This is a genomic window from Microbacterium sp. 2FI, from assembly GCF_005502885.1.
Classification (GTDB): domain Bacteria; phylum Actinomycetota; class Actinomycetes; order Actinomycetales; family Microbacteriaceae; genus Microbacterium.
On sequence record NZ_SCMR01000001.1, the window covers coordinates 235,898 to 250,253 of the forward strand.

The window sequence follows — 14,356 nt, forward strand, 5'->3', positions numbered from 1 at the left end:
CAGGGTAGCGAGAATGTACCCGAAGGAAGGTGCGGACAGTTCGGCGCACGGCATACGCTCGCGATCATGAGCGCAGTGGACACCCTCACGAACACCCCCCTCGGCGGCCCGACCCTGCCGCAGGAGCGTCGCATGGTCACGGCCATCCCCGGCCCCCGATCGCAGCAGCTGCTCGCGCGCAAGGCCGCCGCGGTCGCAGCCGGCGTCGGCCACACCGCACCCATCGAGGCGGTCGCAGCCGGCGGCGGCGTCATCGTCGACGCCGACGGCAACTCGCTCATCGACCTCGGCTCGGGCATCGCGGTCACGACTCTCGGCAACGCCCACCCGAAGGTCGTCGAGGCGATCCAGGCGCAGGCCGCGCAGTTCACGCACACCTGCTTCATGATCTCTCCGTACGAGTCGTACGTCGCCGTCGCCGAGGCGCTCAACCGCGTCACCCCCGGCGACCACGCCAAGAAGAGCGCCCTGTTCAACTCGGGTGCCGAGGCCGTCGAGAACGCGATCAAGATCGCCCGCAAGCACACGAAGAAGCAGGCCGTCGTCGCGTTCGACCACGGCTACCACGGCCGTACGAACCTCACGATGGCCCTCACCGCCAAGGCGATGCCCTACAAGAGCGGCTTCGGCCCGTTCGCGTCGGAGATCTACCGCGCACCGCTGTCGTACCCGTACCGCGACGGGCTCTCGGGCGCGGCCGCCGCTGAGAAGGCGATCTCGATCATCGAGAAGCAGGTCGGCGCCGACAACCTCGCCGCCGTCATCATCGAGCCGATCCAGGGCGAGGGCGGCTTCATCGTTCCCGCCGACGGGTTCCTGCCCGCCATCGTCGAGTGGTGCCGCGCCAACGACGTCGTCTTCATCGCCGACGAGATCCAGACCGGCTTCGCGCGCACAGGATCCATGTTCGCGAGCGAGATCTTCGGCATCGTGCCCGACCTCATCACGACGGCCAAGGGCATCGCGGGCGGGATGCCGCTGGCGGCGGTGACCGGACGCGCCGAGATCATGGATGCCGCCCACGCCGGCGGCCTCGGCGGCACCTACGGCGGCAACCCTGTCGCGTGCGCTGCGGCGCTCGCCGCGATCGAGGCGTTCGAGACCGAGGGACTCATCGAGCGGGCGCGCGAGATCGGCGCGATCCTCACCGACCGGCTCACGGCGCTGCAGGCGGGCGACCCCCGCATCGGCGACGTGCGCGGCCACGGCGCGATGATCGCCGCCGAGTTCGTCGATGCGGCCACCGGCAAGCCCGATGCGGCCCTCACCGCCGCGGTCGCGAAGGCCTGCATCGCCGAGGGCGTCATCGTGCTGACCTGCGGCACCTACGGGAACGTGATCCGCTTCCTCCCGCCGCTGTCCATCCCCGACGACCTGCTCCACGAGGGCATCGACGTCGTCGCGGCGGCGCTCGCCGGGGCGTGAGCCGCGGCATCCCGCCCGCATGACACGAGTGCACGACGTACCGCCGAGTGCACGACCGAACACCGCACGCAAGCCGTCCACTCGACGGAAACCCGTGCACACGGCGGATCAGACGAAGGAGTCCACATGACCGAGATCACCCGAGACGTCGTGATCGTCGGAGCCGGCGCTGCCGGTCTGACGGCAGCCAACGCCCTCAAGAAGGCGGGGCTCTCGGTCGCCGTCCTCGAGGCGCGCGATCGCGTGGGCGGGCGCCTGTGGACCGACGTCATCGACGGCGCGATGCTCGAGATCGGCGGCCAGTGGGTCTCGCCCGATCAGGAGGCACTCAAGGAGACGATCGAGGAGCTCGGGCTCGAGACCTACCGCCGCTATCGCGAGGGCGACTCGGTCTACGTCAACGAGGCGGGTGAACTCACTCGGTTCACCGGCGAGATCTTCCCGGTCAAGCCGGAGACGGAGAAGGAGATCGTCCGGCTGATCGAGCTGCTCGACGAGCTCGTCGCCGAGGTCGACCCCGACAAGCCGTGGGAGCACCCGAACGCGGAAGAGCTCGACCGCGTCTCGTTCGAGGCATGGCTCGAGCAGCAGACCGAAGACCAGGAAGCGCGCGACAACATCGCCCTGTTCATCGCCGGTGCGATGCTCACCAAGCCGGCGTACGCGTTCTCGGCGCTGCAGGCGCTCCTCATGGCAGCCAGCGCCGGCAGCTTCTCGCACCTGGTCGACGCGGACTACATCCTGGACGAGCGGGTCGTGGGGGGCCTCCAGCAGGTGCCGCTGCTGCTCGCCGAGCGACTCGGCGACGACGTGTTCCTCGGCCAGCCGGTCCACACGGTCGAGTGGGGTGAGAAGGGCGTGACCCTTCTCACCGACGGTGACATGACCGTGCGGGCGCGGTTCGCGATCCTCGCCCACGCGCCGATCCTCTACCCGTGGATCGACTTCAATCCGGCGCTTCCCCGCCTCAAGCAGCAGATGCACCAGCACATCTCGATGGGCTTCGTCATCAAGGTGCACGCGGTCTACGACCGCCCGTTCTGGCGCGAGCAGGGGTTGTCGGGAACGGCGTTCAGCCCGTACGAGATCTCCCACGAGGCATACGACAACACCAATCACGGCGACGAGCGCGGCACGCTCGTCGGATTCGTCTCCGATCGCAACGCCGACGACCTCTTCCGGGTATCGGCCGACGAGCGCAAGGCCCGCATCCTCGAGTCGCTGTCGCACTACTTCGGCCCCGAGGCCAAAGAACCCGTCGTCTACTTCGAGAGCGATTGGGGCGCCGAGGAGTGGACCCGCGGCGCCTACGCCGCCAGTTTCGACCTGGGCGGGCTCCACCGCTACGGAGCGGATCTGCGGACCCCCGTCGGCCCCATCCACTTCGCATGCAGCGATATGGCCGGAGCCGGCTACCAGCACGTCGACGGCGCGGTCCGGATGGGCCGCCTCGTCGCCGCCAACATCATCGAGGAGGCCCGCCGATGAGCGGACACATCGTCGTCGGCTACACCGCGACCGACGCCGGCGCCGATGCCGTCGCACTCGGCGCGCGGCTGGCCGCCGCATCGGGCGCGTCGCTGGACGTCGTCGTCATCCTGCCCGCCGACGACCGCAGCGTCATCACGCCGCCCGGAGCCGGCTATGACCGGTACCTCCGCGAACAGGCGACGACATGGCTCGCCGAAGCGGTGCAGGGGATCCCCGATGCCATCCCGCACGGCACGCACATCCGCTACGGCGACTCCTTCGCGGAGGGCCTCGTGGGCGCAGCGGGAGAGCTCGGAGCCTCGCACATCGTGGTCGGCGCCGCCAACGGAGGCCTGCGCGGCCGGCACCGTCTCGGCACGGTGGCCACCGAGCTGCTGCACTCGTCCGATGTGCCCGTCGTGCTCGCGCCCGAGGGCTCGCGCCGCATCGACCCGGCCAACGGCATCACCCGCATCACGTGCGCGATCGGCACCCGCCCGGGCGCGAGCGCGCTGCTGGACGAGAGCGTCGCGCTGGCCGCGGCGACCGGCGCCGAGCTGCGACTGCTCTCGCTCGTCTCGGTCGACCTCCCGGCGACCGTCGACACCGGCGTCATCCGCATCGCCGGTGCCGCCCACGCCGACGAGGTGCTCACCCAGGCGCTGGCGGCGCTTCCCGACGGCATCGAGGCCGATGTCGTGGTGGCACGCGGCGACAGCATCGAAGACGCCGTCTCGCACCTCAGCTGGGAACCGGGCGAGCTCGCCGTCGTCGGCTCCAGCCGCCTCGCACAGCCGCGGCGCCTCTTCCTCGGCTCGACGGCGGCGAAGATGCTGCACGAGCTTCCGGTTCCGATGGTCGTCGTGCCCCGCACGCGCACCAGCGAAGGAGCATGACCATGAGCACCACTCCCGAATCCCCGACAACGGCCGGCGAGCCTCTGACCGGAGGGCTGTCGAAGAAGGGCCTGAGCGCCGGCACCGTCGGCCTCATCGGCGCCGTCGTCATCGGCATCTCGTGCATCGCCCCCGCCTATACGCTCACCGCAGCGCTCGGCCCCACGGTCTCCGAGGTCGGCTTCCAGGTGCCCGGCATCATCCTGCTCGGGTTCATCCCGATGCTGCTGGTGGCCTTCGGCTATCGCGAACTCAACCGGCAGATGCCCGACTCGGGTACGTCGTTCACGTGGGCCGCGCGCGCCTTCGGCCCCTGGGTGGGCTGGATGGCGGGGTGGGGCCTGATCGCAGCGACGATCCTCGTGCTGTCGAATCTCGCCGGCATCGCGGTGGAGTTCCTCTTCCTCCTGATCGATCAGATCGCCGGGAGCCCGGGCACGATCGCCGAACTGGCCTTCAACCCCTTCATCAACGTCGCGGTGTGCCTGCTGTTCATGCTGGGTGCGACCCTCATCTCGTATCGCGACATGCAGACGACGCAGAAGCTGCAGTACGTGCTCGTGAGCTTCCAGGTGCTCGTGCTGCTGGTCTTCTCGATCGCGGCGTTCTTCCATGTCGCCAACGGCACCGCGTTCGACGCGAGCCCGGTCGAACTGAGCTGGTTCAACCCGTTCGTGGTCACCCCGGCGATCGCGATCGTCGCGGGCCTGTCGCTCTCGATCTTCATCTTCTGGGGGTGGGATGTCACCCTCACCATGAACGAGGAGACGAAGGACCCCGAGAAGACGCCGGGCCGTGCCGCGACCGTCACGGTCGTCACGATCGTGATCCTGTACCTGCTGATCTCGGTCTCGCTCCTCTCGTTCGCCGGCACGGGGACCGAGGGGCTCGGCCTCGGCAACGAAGAGATCCAGGCGAACGTGTTCTTCTATCTGAGCGGTCCGATCCTCGGCCCCCTCGCGTTCCTCGTCTCGCTCGCGGTGCTCACGAGTTCGGCATCCTCGCTGCAGTCGACCTTCGTCGGCCCCGCCCGTACCCTCCTCGCGATGGGTCACTACGGCGCGCTGCCGCCGAAGTTCGCACAGGTCTCGCCGCGATTCTTCACCCCGGGGTACGCGACGATCGTGTCGGCCATCGTCGCATCGGTGTTCTACGCGGTGATGCGCTTCCTGAACGAGAACGTGCTGTGGGACACGATCACGACCCTCGGCATGATGATCTGCTTCTACTACGGCATCACGGCGTTCGCGTGCGTGTGGTATTTCCGGAAGCAATGGTTCGACTCGGCGCGCAGCTTCGTCTTCACGCTGCTGTTCCCGCTCGTCGGCGGCATCATCCTGTTCGCCCTGTTCTGGATCACGCTCTTCGAGAGCATGGACCCCGACTACGGCAGCGGCACCGAGTGGTTCGGCCTCGGGAGCGTGTTCGTGCTCGGCGTCGGCATCATCGGACTGGGTATCGTCATCATGATCTGGCAGGCGATCAAGCGCCCCGCCTTCTTCAAGGGCGAGACGCTGTCGCTGGATGCCCCCGCGAGCCTGCGCCGACGCTGACACTGACGCACCCGACACTGCAGACCATTCCACCCCTTCGATCGGAGACAGAACCCATGAGCGACTACGCCGTCGTCAACCCCGCAACGGGCGAGACCCTGGCCACCTACCCGACGATCACCGACGACGCTCTCGAGAAGGTCATCACCGATGCGGATGCCGCGTACCGCACGTGGCGGAACGAAGACGTCGCCGAGCGCGCCGCGCGCATCCGCAAGGTCGCCGACCTCCACCGCGAGCGCCGCGACGAACTCGCCGCGATCATCGTGCGCGAGATGGGCAAGCCCCTCGAGGCGGCGCTCGGCGAAGTCGACTTCGCCGCGGACATCACCGAGTACTACGCCGACCATGCCGACAAGATCACCGGCGACCACCCGATCGACATCGACGGAGAGGGTACGGCGGTGATCCGGCGCTCGGCGCTCGGCGTGCTCCTGGGCATCATGCCCTGGAACTTCCCGTACTACCAGGTCGCCCGCTTCGCTGCGCCGAACATCGTGATCGGTAACACGATCATCCTCAAGCATGCAGGACAGTGCCCGGAGTCCGCCGCCGCGATCGAGGCGATGTACCACGACGCGGGCCTCGCCGGGGTGTACACGAACGTCTACGCGAGTAACGATCAGGCGGCGACGATCATCGCCGATCACCGTGTGCAAGGGGTCTCGGTCACCGGTTCGGAGCGCGCGGGCGCCGCGGTCGCCGAGGTCGCGGGACGCAACCTCAAGAAGGTCGCTCTCGAGCTCGGCGGATCGGATCCCTTCATCCTGCTGTCGACGGATGACCTCGAAGGCGCGGTGCAGGCCGCGGTCGATGCGCGCCTCGACAACACGGGTCAGTCGTGCAACGCCGCGAAGCGCTTCATCGTCGTCGACGGGCTGTATGACGAGTTCCTCGAGAAGTTCAGCGCGAAGATGGCAGCGGCGAAGGTCGGCGACCCGTTCGCGGAAGACACTGTGCTCGGCCCGCTCTCGTCGCTGACGGCGGCCGAGCGACTCGCCGAGCAGGTCGACAAGGCCGTCGCTCAGGGGGCCACCCTCGTCACCGGCGGCACGCGAGACGGGGCGTACTACCCGGGCACCGTCCTCACCGGCGTGACCGCTGAGATGGACGCGTACAGCGAAGAGTTCTTCGGTCCTGTGGGCGTCGTCTACAAAGTGGCTGACGAGGACGAGGCGGTGAAGGTCGCCAACGACACGAGCTTCGGTCTCGGGTCGTACGTCTTCACGACCGACGAGGAGCAGGCCGCGCGTATCGCCGACAAGATCGACGCCGGCATGGTCTACGTCAACGTCGTGCTCGCAGACGAGCCGGGGCTCCCGTTCGGCGGCGTGAAGCGCTCGGGCACCTCGCGCGAGATGGGACTCCTCGCTGCCGACGAGTTCGTCAACAAGAAGCTCATCCGCATCGGCGCGTAGTCGGTCACCGCTCCGAGGCTCGCGCGGCGTCCTGCGCTGCGCGAGCCTCGGAGAGGGCCTCGTCGGCCCACACCACCTGCTGCGGCGTGCCCCAGCGCCGCGCAGCATCCTTGGCCGACTCGAACTCGTGCACGGCCTCGGTGAACCGGCCCGCATCCAAGAGCACCGATCCGGCGTTGTTGTGCAGTGCGACGTGCCAGCGGAGGGTGCGCTCGTCAGCGGTCTCCGCGAGTGCGCGCAGCGCTTCGCTCGTCCATTCCTCAGCGCGCTCCGGGTCGGCGATCGCGAGCATGTGGATCGCGTCGACGTGCAGGAACGTCAGGCGAGCGGATGCTGCCACCGCGGCGGCCGAGTGGAACAGGGAAACCGCCGCGACGGGGTCACCGCCCGAGTTGCGCAGGCGGCCTCGCTCCAGGGCGATTCGCGCGGCGACGGCCGCGTGATCGGGTGCTCCCAGCGTGTCGATCAGTGCGTCGGCCTCGGCGAACCGGCCCTGCAGGCCGAGTGCCCTCGCGACCTGGGTGTCGAGTTCGGCGCGGGTCGCATCGTCCGGAGCCTCCGCGCGCGCCGCCCGCAGGCGGAGCTCTGAGCCTGCCGGATCGGAGAAGTCCCAGAGCGCGTCGAGCCGGGACTGCGAGATCGTCATGACCAGCATCGTATTCACGGCCCGGCGCCCTGTCGCCCGTGCCACGAGAAGAGCAGGATGGGGTCATGGCAGAGACAACCGACCCCGTCGTCGTGCTGACCGACGAGCAATGCTGGGAGAGGCTGCGCGGGCAGCAGCTCGGCCGACTCGTCACCCGTGTGGGCGATGTGCTCGACATCTTTCCGGTGAACTACGTCGTCGACGGGCAGGGCGTGCTGTTCCGCACGGCCCAGGGGAGCAAGCTGTTCGAGCTGACGGTCAACGACGAGGTGCTTTTCGAGGTCGACGACCATACCGAGGTGGACGCGTGGAGCGTCATCGTCCGCGGGCACGCGCGCCCGCTCGAGACCTCGGCCGAGGTCGAACGCGCGGATGCTCTGGGGCTCACTCCCTGGATTCCGACTCTCAAGTACACGTACGTCCACGTCGATGCCGCGTCGCTCTCGGGCAGGGCCTTCGCACGGGGTCCGGAACCCGATCGGTACGGCGTGCAGCAGTACTGACGGGCCCGTCCCGGTTCGCGGCGCCTCGGGGCATGCCGTACACTGGGACGTGCAGTTGAAGTCTGCATTCTTTCGCCGTGCCCGCCAGTCGGGCGGGTTTCCCCTCGCAAGGTCAGGGTGGAAGACTGTGGGCATCCCGAGACCTCCGGGTCTCTAGGGCGGTAGCTCAATTGGCAGAGCAGCGGTCTCCAAAACCGCAGGTTGCAGGTTCGATTCCTGTCCGCCCTGCGCGTCAGCGGAAGCTGACACATGGAAGGTAATCAGGTGGCATCGATGGTCCAGGACGAGCCGAAGGGCGAAGTCGTCGCGGCGAATGCCGGCGCACCCCGCGAGAAGAAGCCCAACGTCTTCGCGCGGATCGCGCTGTTCATTCGGCAGGTCTTCGCCGAACTCCGCAAGGTCGTCACGCCGACCCGTCAGGAGCTGCTCAAGTACACCGGTGTCGTGCTGGGGTTCGTCGTCGTGATGATGGCGATCGTCTATGGACTGGACCTGTTCTTCGTCTGGCTGACCGCCCAGATCTTCGGAGTGCCGACCGCCTGATCCGCCCGGATCGACCCCTGAGCCAAGCGATCGAGACTGACGCGGCGGGTCGAGTCATCCACCGCGGACGAAACGGAAGAGAACGCAAGTGTCTGAAAGATATTTCGACGACGCCGACTGGGCGACCGCCGCTGAGCAGAGCTCGGAGGACGACGAGGCCCAGGAAGGCAACATCCTCGCCGAGGAGGACCGCGCGAACACCGCGGCCGAGCACGTGGCGATCCACATCGTGGATGACGCCGACGACGAGGACCTGTCCGACGACCTGGACGACATCGACATCGACGACCCGGAGGCCGACGCCATCGTGAACGACGCCCTGAACCTCGACGAGACCGCCGAGACCGAGGCCGCCGCCGAGGTGCTCAACGACTCCATCGCCGAGGAGGAGGCCGAGCACGCGGCCGAGGCGGCCGACGAGGTCACGCCCTACGACGGTCCCGACGTGAACGGCGACGAGGACGAGTCCGCGTCCGATTCCGAGGACGACGAGGACGAGGACGAGGACCCCTACGAGGCGTTCCGCCTCGAACTGCGCACGCTTCCCGGCAAGTGGTACGTCATCCACTCCTACGCGGGCTTCGAGCGCAAGGTGAAGGCCAACATCGAGCAGCGCAAGTCCACGCTCGAGGTCGAGGAAGACATCTACCAGATCGAGGTCCCCATGGAGGACGTCGTCGAGATCAAGAACGGTCAGCGCAAGATGGTCACGCGCGTCCGGATCCCCGGCTACGTGCTCGTGCGCATGGAGCTCAACGAAGACACCTGGTCGGTCGTGCGTCACACGCCCGGCGTCACGGGCTTCGTGGGCAACGCCCACAACCCGACCCCGCTCCGGTTCGAAGAGGCCTTCAACATGCTGAAGAGCCTCGTCGAGGTCAAGGAAGTCGCGCCGACCAAGGCGGGCGCCCCCAAGGGCGGCCAGGCCGTCGCGCGCAGCATCGTCACCGAGGTCGACTTCGAGGTCGGCGAGACGATCACGATCAAGGAGGGCTCGTTCGCGGGTCTTCCGGGCTCCATCAGCGAGATCAAGCCCGAGAGCGGCAAGCTCACGGTCCTCGTCTCGCTCTTCGAGCGCGAGACCCCGGTCGAGCTGTCGTTCGACCAGGTCACCAAGCAGTAACCACAGACTTCCCGAGGCGAGTCCTCGGGGGAACCGCGGTCCGGAGATGCCGGACGCGCGGGAGAGATGGGTCAGGCCACTGACCCGCTCGACGAAAGGAAAAGGAAATGGCACCCAAGAAGAAGGTGACCGGCCTGATCAAGCTCCAGATCAAGGCTGGCGCGGCTAACCCCGCACCGCCCATCGGTCCGGCGCTCGGTCAGCACGGCGTCAACATCATGGAGTTCTGCAAGGCGTACAACGCCGCGACGGAAGCCCAGCGCGGCAACGTCATCCCCGTGGAGATCACCGTCTACGAGGACCGCAGCTTCACGTTCATCCTCAAGACGCCCCCGGCGGCTGAGCTCATCAAGAAGGCCGCTGGCGTCGCCAAGGGCTCGTCGACCCCCCACACGACCAAGGTGGGCAAGCTCACCAAGGACCAGGTGCGCGAGATCGCCGAGACCAAGATGCCCGACCTGAACGCGAACGACATCGAGGCCGCCTCGCTGATCATCGCGGGAACCGCCCGTTCCATGGGCATCACGGTCGAGAGCTGAGGGGATAACGAAAATGGCTACCAAGTCCAAGGCCTTCCAGGCCGCCGCAGCGAAGATCGCTGCTGACACGTTCTACACGCCGACCGAGGCTGTCGCCCTCGCGAAGCAGACCGGTTCGGCGAAGTTCGACTCCACCGTCGAGGTCGCCCTCAAGCTCGCGGTCGACCCCCGCAAGGCGGACCAGATGGTGCGCGGCACCGTCATCCTCCCGCACGGCACGGGCAAGACCGCGCGCGTCATCGTGTTCGCGACGGGTCCGGCCGCTGAGGCCGCGATCGCCGCGGGTGCAGACGAGGTCGGCGGCGCCGAGCTCATCGAGAAGGTCGCCGGCGGCTACACGTCGTTCGACGCGGCTGTCTCGACCCCCGAGCTCATGGGCCAGGTCGGTCGTCTCGGCAAGGTGCTGGGCCCGCGTGGCCTCATGCCCAACCCGAAGACCGGCACCGTGACCCCCAACCCGGCCAAGGCCGTCGAGGAGATCAAGGGCGGCAAGATCGAGTTCCGCGTCGACAAGCACGCCAACGTGCACTTCGTCGTCGGCAAGGCGTCCTTCTCGGCCGAGCAGCTCGACGAGAACCTCGCCGCTGCGCTCGAGGAGATCATCCGCCTCAAGCCCTCGAGCTCGAAGGGTCGCTACATCCAGAAGGGTGCCGTGTCGACCACGTTCGGCCCCGGCATCCCGCTGGACGTCAACGCCCTCTGAACGAGTCGGTGATCGAGGCGGCGCGAGAGCGCTGACTCGAGATCCGTCGGGGCCCCACCTTCGGGTGGGGCCCCTTCGTCGTCGCCGGGCGGTGCGCCCGCGGGCGTCACGCGGTGGGCAGGACCTCGAACCCGGCGCCGCCGACGGGTTCGGCATCCGTCACCGTCGCGTCCGCGACGCGCGACCCGGGCGGGCCGTCCGCCATCCAGGCGAGAACCTCGTCGACCTGGGCCGCGGTCCCCTCGAACTCGGCTTCGACGCTGCCGTCGCGGAGGTTCCGCACCCATCCCGCGACCCCGGCCTCACGCGCGACGATCCTCATCGTGTAGCGGTAGCCGACGCCCTGGACGTCGCCGTCGATGATCACGTGCACGCGCCTCATCGCTCCATCGTGCCGTGTGGGGCTGTCGTGTGCGAGGGGTGGATGCCAGGATGCCGGTATGGGAACCGTCGACGACCTTCTCTCCGGACTGGAACCGGCCGACCGCCTCTCGATCGAGCACCTCTACGCCCTCGCCCACGAGGAGGTGCCTGAGGCCGAGCAGGGCCTCGGGTACGGGATGCCGGCCCTCGTGTACCGCGGGAAGCCGCTGGTGTCGGTCATGCGCGCGAAGAAGCACATCGGGGTCTACCCGTTCAGCCCAGAGGCGGTGGCGGCCGTCGCGGATGCGCTCGCGGATCACCCCGGCATCGGGCTCGACAAGGGGACGATCCGATACCAGCCCCAGCATCCGCTCCCCGACGATGCTGTGCGCGCGCTCGTGCGGGCGCGGAGGGCGCAGATCGACGCGTAGTCCGCGATCAGTGGGGCAGAACCAGGCTCACCCCGAGCGCGATCATCACGACGGCGATCACCGCGTCGAGGATGCGCCAGGCGCGCGGCGTGGACAGCCAGCGACCGAGGTAGCGCGCTCCGAACGCGAGGCCGAAGAACCACATCACGCTCGCGCACATCGCGCCCGCGGCGAACACCCAGCGCGCATCGCCGTGCGTGTTGGCGACGGTTCCGAGCAGGAACACCGTGTCGAGATAGACGTGGGGGTTCAGCCACGTGAGCGCGAGGCAGGTGAGGACCACGGGCACCAGGCGCGTGCGGGTCGCGACGGGGGCGGATGCTGCGGGGGAGTCGCCGGGTGAGCCCGCCTCGCGCGAGCCGGCGTCGTCGGCTGCGAGCACGGTCCCGGACGGCCGCCACGCGCGGCGCGCGGCGAGCAGACCGTACGTCACGAGGAACAGCGCACCCGCCCAGCGGACGACGTCGACGAGCCACGGCACGGCCTGCAGCACCAGCCCGATGCCCGAGACGCCCAGAGCGATGAGGAGGGCGTCGGATGCTGCGCAGATCGCGGCGACGACGAAGACGTGCTCGCGGCGGAGGCCCTGCCGCAGCACGAAGAGGTTCTGCGCGCCGATGGCGATGATGAGGGAGAAGCCGAGGCCGATGCCGGCGAGCAGGGGGGTGAGCACTCTTCGACGGTACGCATCGAGATGCCAGCAGTCCAGCTCATCATTCTTCAGAGCCATTAGCATGGCTTATCATGCGCATCCCGTTCGAACTCGCCGAGACCGTCGCGGCCGTCGTCGACGAGGGCACTTTCGACGCCGCCGCTCGCCGACTGCACATCACGCCCTCAGCGGTCAGCCAGCGCATCAAAGCGCTCGAGGAGCAGCTCGGCCGCGTCGTGCTCGTGCGCTCCAAGCCGGTGCGGGCCACCGAGGCGGGGGTGGTCGTCATCCGCCTCGCCCGCCAGGCTGCGCTCCTGGAGCACGACACGATCGCCGAGCTCGGCGCCGACCCCGACGGTGGCGCGCGCACCTCGGTGCCGCTCGCGGTCAACGCCGACTCGCTCGCCACCTGGTTCCTCGAGCCGCTCGCGCGGCTCTCGCGACAGCATCCGGTGGTCTTCGAACTTCATCGCGACGATCAGGACTTCACCGCCGGGCTGCTCGAGTCGGGCACCGTGATGGGCGCCGTCACCTCGCGCGCGACGCCGGTGGCCGGATGCCGCGTCTCGGCGCTCGGCGCGATGCGCTACGAGGCGGTGGCGACGCCCGGCTTCGTCGAACGCTGGCTGGGCGGCGATCTCGGCACCGCGCTCGCCACGGCACCCGTGGTCGACTTCGACCGGCGTGACGATCTGCAGAACGAGTGGCTGGGCGCGCGCGGCGTCGACCCGGCGCTGCCGCCGCGGCACTACGTCCCCGCATCGAACGACTTCGCGACCGCCGTGCGCTTCGGAATCGGGTGGGCGCTGCTGCCGCGATTCCAGTCGCACGACGCTCTCGAGCGCGGCGACCTGGTGCTGCTGGGCGGGCCGCCGGTGGACGTGCCGCTGCACTGGCAGCAGTGGAATCTGCGCTCGCCGCTGCTCGACGCGATCGCCGACGAGATCGTCACCGAGGGGCGGCGCGTACTCGGGCCCGTGCCCGCGACGCGGGTCAGTCGTCGCTGACCCGCAGCACGATCTTCCCGCGCGTGTGCCCGGCTTCGATCTCGCGGTGGGCGGTGGCGGCATCCTCCAGGTCGATGACCTTGTCGATGTACACCTGCACCGATCCCGAATCCAGCAGGCGCCCGATCGTCGCCAGGGCGCTGCCGTCGGGGATCACCTTGTAACTGGTTGCACGCACGCCCGCCGCCTCGGCGGCTTCGGCGTACCCCGGCCACGATCCCGTCGGCACCAGGATGTACAGGCCCCCGGGCCGCAGCACCTCGAGCGAGCGCGAACCGGTGTCGGCATGCACGTTGCCGACCAGGTCGATGACGACGTCGACATCGGCGACGACCTCTTCGAACCGGGTCGTGGTGTAGTCGATGACCACCGATGCGCCGAGCTCGCGCAGCCACGCGGCGTTGCGTCCCGATGCCGTCGCGGTCACCCGTGCGCCGAAGTAGGCCGCGATCTGCACGGCGAAGTGGCCGACGCCGCCGCTGCCGGCGTGGATGAGGATCCGCTGTCCCTCGTGCGCGTGGGCGGTCTCGACCACCAGGCCCCACGCCGTGAGTGCCGCCAGCGGAACACCCGCGGCCTCGACGTGCGACAGCGATGCGGGTTTGCGGGCGACGGAGAGCGCGGGCACCACCGTGTACTCGGCGTACGTGCCGCTCGAGCGGGGGAACGAGGCCATGCCGAACACCGGGGTGCCGGGTGGGAAGGCGTGCGATTCGTAGGGGCTCTTCACGACGATCCCGCTGAAGTCGTAACCGGGCGTCGCCGGGTACGAGCCGATGGCGGCTGAAACGCCGCCGCCGGCGCGCGTCTTCGCGTCGATCGGGTTGACCCCTGCTGCGACGACGCGGACGAGCAGCTCGCTCAAGACGGGCGAGGGAACCGGGACGGATGCCGAGTGCAGGGCGTCCGGCGTGCCGGGCCCGTCGAACACGACGGCGTTCATCGTGGCGGGCGGGTCGGGCATCGCCACCGGCTCGGTATCGGGGGTGGGGGCTGATCGCAGCGGCCGGAATCTCATCGGTCGCTCCTTCCGCGTGCGTGTCGTCGTCGGCAGCGCTCGTTGCCACTGATGAACACAGTCAAT

At 68.8% G+C, this 14,356-nt stretch carries 16 protein-coding genes and 1 tRNA gene; 13 read left to right on the forward strand and 4 right to left on the reverse strand.

The features are described 5' to 3' along the window. Positions 1-66: 66 nt before the first annotated feature. The 5 genes from gabT to FFS15_RS01090 all read left to right on the forward strand — a co-directional run bounded on the left by gabT (position 67) and on the right by FFS15_RS01090 (position 6,762). Positions 67-1,425 (forward strand): 4-aminobutyrate--2-oxoglutarate transaminase, encoded by a 1,359-nt coding sequence (gabT, locus tag FFS15_RS01070; protein ID WP_137843146.1) that lies wholly within the window; start codon positions 67-69, stop codon positions 1,423-1,425. A gap of 126 nt (positions 1,426-1,551) precedes the next feature. Next, positions 1,552-2,913 (forward strand): NAD(P)/FAD-dependent oxidoreductase, encoded by a 1,362-nt coding sequence (locus tag FFS15_RS01075; RefSeq protein WP_137843147.1) that lies wholly within the window; start codon positions 1,552-1,554, stop codon positions 2,911-2,913. Beyond that, positions 2,910-3,791: a universal stress protein gene (locus tag FFS15_RS01080; protein ID WP_137843148.1), complete on the forward strand. Its 882-nt coding sequence runs from the start codon at positions 2,910-2,912 to the stop codon at positions 3,789-3,791. Before FFS15_RS01075 ends, FFS15_RS01080 begins: the two co-directional genes overlap by 4 nt. A 2-nt stretch (positions 3,792-3,793) precedes the next feature. Continuing rightward, a complete protein-coding gene (locus tag FFS15_RS01085) occupies positions 3,794-5,344 on the forward strand; it encodes an APC family permease (RefSeq protein WP_137843149.1) in 1,551 nt (516 codons plus the stop codon). Positions 5,345-5,400: 56 nt separating this feature from the next. Beyond that, positions 5,401-6,762 carry an NAD-dependent succinate-semialdehyde dehydrogenase gene (locus tag FFS15_RS01090; protein ID WP_137843150.1) on the forward strand — a complete coding sequence of 454 codons (1,362 nt, stop codon included), beginning with the start codon at positions 5,401-5,403 and terminating at the stop codon, positions 6,760-6,762. A 4-nt stretch (positions 6,763-6,766) separates the two neighbouring features. Here the strand turns inward: FFS15_RS01090 and FFS15_RS01095 are convergent, their stop codons facing one another. Then, on the reverse strand, positions 6,767-7,408 hold the full coding sequence (locus FFS15_RS01095) for a hypothetical protein (RefSeq protein WP_137843151.1): 642 nt from the start codon (positions 7,406-7,408) through the stop codon (positions 6,767-6,769). A gap of 65 nt (positions 7,409-7,473) precedes the next feature. Here FFS15_RS01095 and FFS15_RS01100 point away from each other — a divergent pair, with 65 nt between their 5' ends. The 6 genes from FFS15_RS01100 (at position 7,474) to rplA (ending at position 10,819) form a co-directional block, all read left to right on the forward strand. Beyond that, positions 7,474-7,911, forward strand: coding sequence for a pyridoxamine 5'-phosphate oxidase family protein (locus tag FFS15_RS01100; protein ID WP_137843152.1), 438 nt, complete (start codon positions 7,474-7,476; stop codon positions 7,909-7,911). 155 nt (positions 7,912-8,066) lie between these two features. Further along, positions 8,067-8,139 (forward strand) — tRNA-Trp (locus FFS15_RS01105). A 45-nt stretch (positions 8,140-8,184) separates the two neighbouring features. Continuing rightward, positions 8,185-8,454, forward strand: a complete 270-nt coding sequence (secE, locus tag FFS15_RS01110; protein ID WP_137843392.1) for a preprotein translocase subunit SecE — start codon at positions 8,185-8,187, stop codon at positions 8,452-8,454. An 88-nt stretch (positions 8,455-8,542) separates the two neighbouring features. Next, a complete protein-coding gene (gene nusG / locus FFS15_RS01115; RefSeq protein WP_137843153.1) occupies positions 8,543-9,577 on the forward strand; it encodes a transcription termination/antitermination protein NusG in 1,035 nt (344 codons plus the stop codon). Positions 9,578-9,684: 107 nt separating this feature from the next. Continuing rightward, a complete protein-coding gene (rplK, locus tag FFS15_RS01120) occupies positions 9,685-10,116 on the forward strand; it encodes a 50S ribosomal protein L11 (RefSeq protein ID WP_137843154.1) in 432 nt (143 codons plus the stop codon). Between the two features lie 13 nt (positions 10,117-10,129). Then, positions 10,130-10,819, forward strand: a complete 690-nt coding sequence (gene rplA / locus FFS15_RS01125) for a 50S ribosomal protein L1 (protein WP_137843155.1) — start codon at positions 10,130-10,132, stop codon at positions 10,817-10,819. 106 nt (positions 10,820-10,925) lie between these two features. Here the strand turns inward: rplA and FFS15_RS01130 are convergent, their stop codons facing one another. Then, entirely contained in the window at positions 10,926-11,201 is a 276-nt protein-coding gene (locus tag FFS15_RS01130; RefSeq protein ID WP_137843156.1) for an acylphosphatase, read from the reverse strand. 58 nt (positions 11,202-11,259) lie between these two features. Here FFS15_RS01130 and FFS15_RS01135 point away from each other — a divergent pair, with 58 nt between their 5' ends. Beyond that, on the forward strand, positions 11,260-11,613 hold the full coding sequence (locus tag FFS15_RS01135; RefSeq protein ID WP_137843157.1) for a DUF1801 domain-containing protein: 354 nt from the start codon (positions 11,260-11,262) through the stop codon (positions 11,611-11,613). A gap of 7 nt (positions 11,614-11,620) precedes the next feature. On the opposite strand, the gene FFS15_RS01140 is transcribed toward FFS15_RS01135, so the two are convergent. After that, positions 11,621-12,286, reverse strand: a complete 666-nt coding sequence (locus FFS15_RS01140) for a LysE/ArgO family amino acid transporter (RefSeq protein WP_249353616.1) — start codon at positions 12,284-12,286, stop codon at positions 11,621-11,623. A 71-nt stretch (positions 12,287-12,357) separates the two neighbouring features. Between FFS15_RS01140 and FFS15_RS01145 the strand changes: the two genes are divergently transcribed. Then, positions 12,358-13,272, forward strand: coding sequence for a LysR family transcriptional regulator ArgP (locus FFS15_RS01145; protein WP_171013032.1), 915 nt, complete (start codon positions 12,358-12,360; stop codon positions 13,270-13,272). Here FFS15_RS01145 and FFS15_RS01150 read toward each other — a convergent pair. Continuing rightward, entirely contained in the window at positions 13,259-14,290 is a 1,032-nt protein-coding gene (locus tag FFS15_RS01150; protein ID WP_137843160.1) for an NADP-dependent oxidoreductase, read from the reverse strand. The two genes, FFS15_RS01145 and FFS15_RS01150, sit on opposite strands and share 14 nt — an antisense overlap. Positions 14,291-14,356: the final 66 nt, after the last annotated feature.

Bases quoted from the DNA above. Each gene is read 5' to 3' on its own strand.
- gabT (WP_137843146.1), top strand. From the start codon at position 67: ATGAGCGCAGTGGACACCCTCACGAACACCCCCCTCGGCGGCCCGACC.
- FFS15_RS01075 (WP_137843147.1), top strand. From the start codon at position 1,552: ATGACCGAGATCACCCGAGACGTCGTGATCGTCGGAGCCGGCGCTGCC.
- FFS15_RS01080 (WP_137843148.1), top strand. From the start codon at position 2,910: ATGAGCGGACACATCGTCGTCGGCTACACCGCGACCGACGCCGGCGCC.
- FFS15_RS01085 (WP_137843149.1), top strand. From the start codon at position 3,794: ATGAGCACCACTCCCGAATCCCCGACAACGGCCGGCGAGCCTCTGACC.
- FFS15_RS01090 (WP_137843150.1), top strand. From the start codon at position 5,401: ATGAGCGACTACGCCGTCGTCAACCCCGCAACGGGCGAGACCCTGGCC.
- FFS15_RS01095 (WP_137843151.1), bottom strand. From the start codon at position 7,408: ATGACGATCTCGCAGTCCCGGCTCGACGCGCTCTGGGACTTCTCCGAT.
- FFS15_RS01100 (WP_137843152.1), top strand. From the start codon at position 7,474: ATGGCAGAGACAACCGACCCCGTCGTCGTGCTGACCGACGAGCAATGC.
- secE (WP_137843392.1), top strand. From the start codon at position 8,185: ATGGTCCAGGACGAGCCGAAGGGCGAAGTCGTCGCGGCGAATGCCGGC.
- rplK (WP_137843154.1), top strand. From the start codon at position 9,685: ATGGCACCCAAGAAGAAGGTGACCGGCCTGATCAAGCTCCAGATCAAG.
- rplA (WP_137843155.1), top strand. From the start codon at position 10,130: ATGGCTACCAAGTCCAAGGCCTTCCAGGCCGCCGCAGCGAAGATCGCT.
- FFS15_RS01130 (WP_137843156.1), bottom strand. From the start codon at position 11,201: ATGAGGCGCGTGCACGTGATCATCGACGGCGACGTCCAGGGCGTCGGC.
- FFS15_RS01135 (WP_137843157.1), top strand. From the start codon at position 11,260: ATGGGAACCGTCGACGACCTTCTCTCCGGACTGGAACCGGCCGACCGC.
- FFS15_RS01145 (WP_171013032.1), top strand. From the start codon at position 12,358: ATGCGCATCCCGTTCGAACTCGCCGAGACCGTCGCGGCCGTCGTCGAC.
- FFS15_RS01150 (WP_137843160.1), bottom strand. From the start codon at position 14,290: ATGAGATTCCGGCCGCTGCGATCAGCCCCCACCCCCGATACCGAGCCG.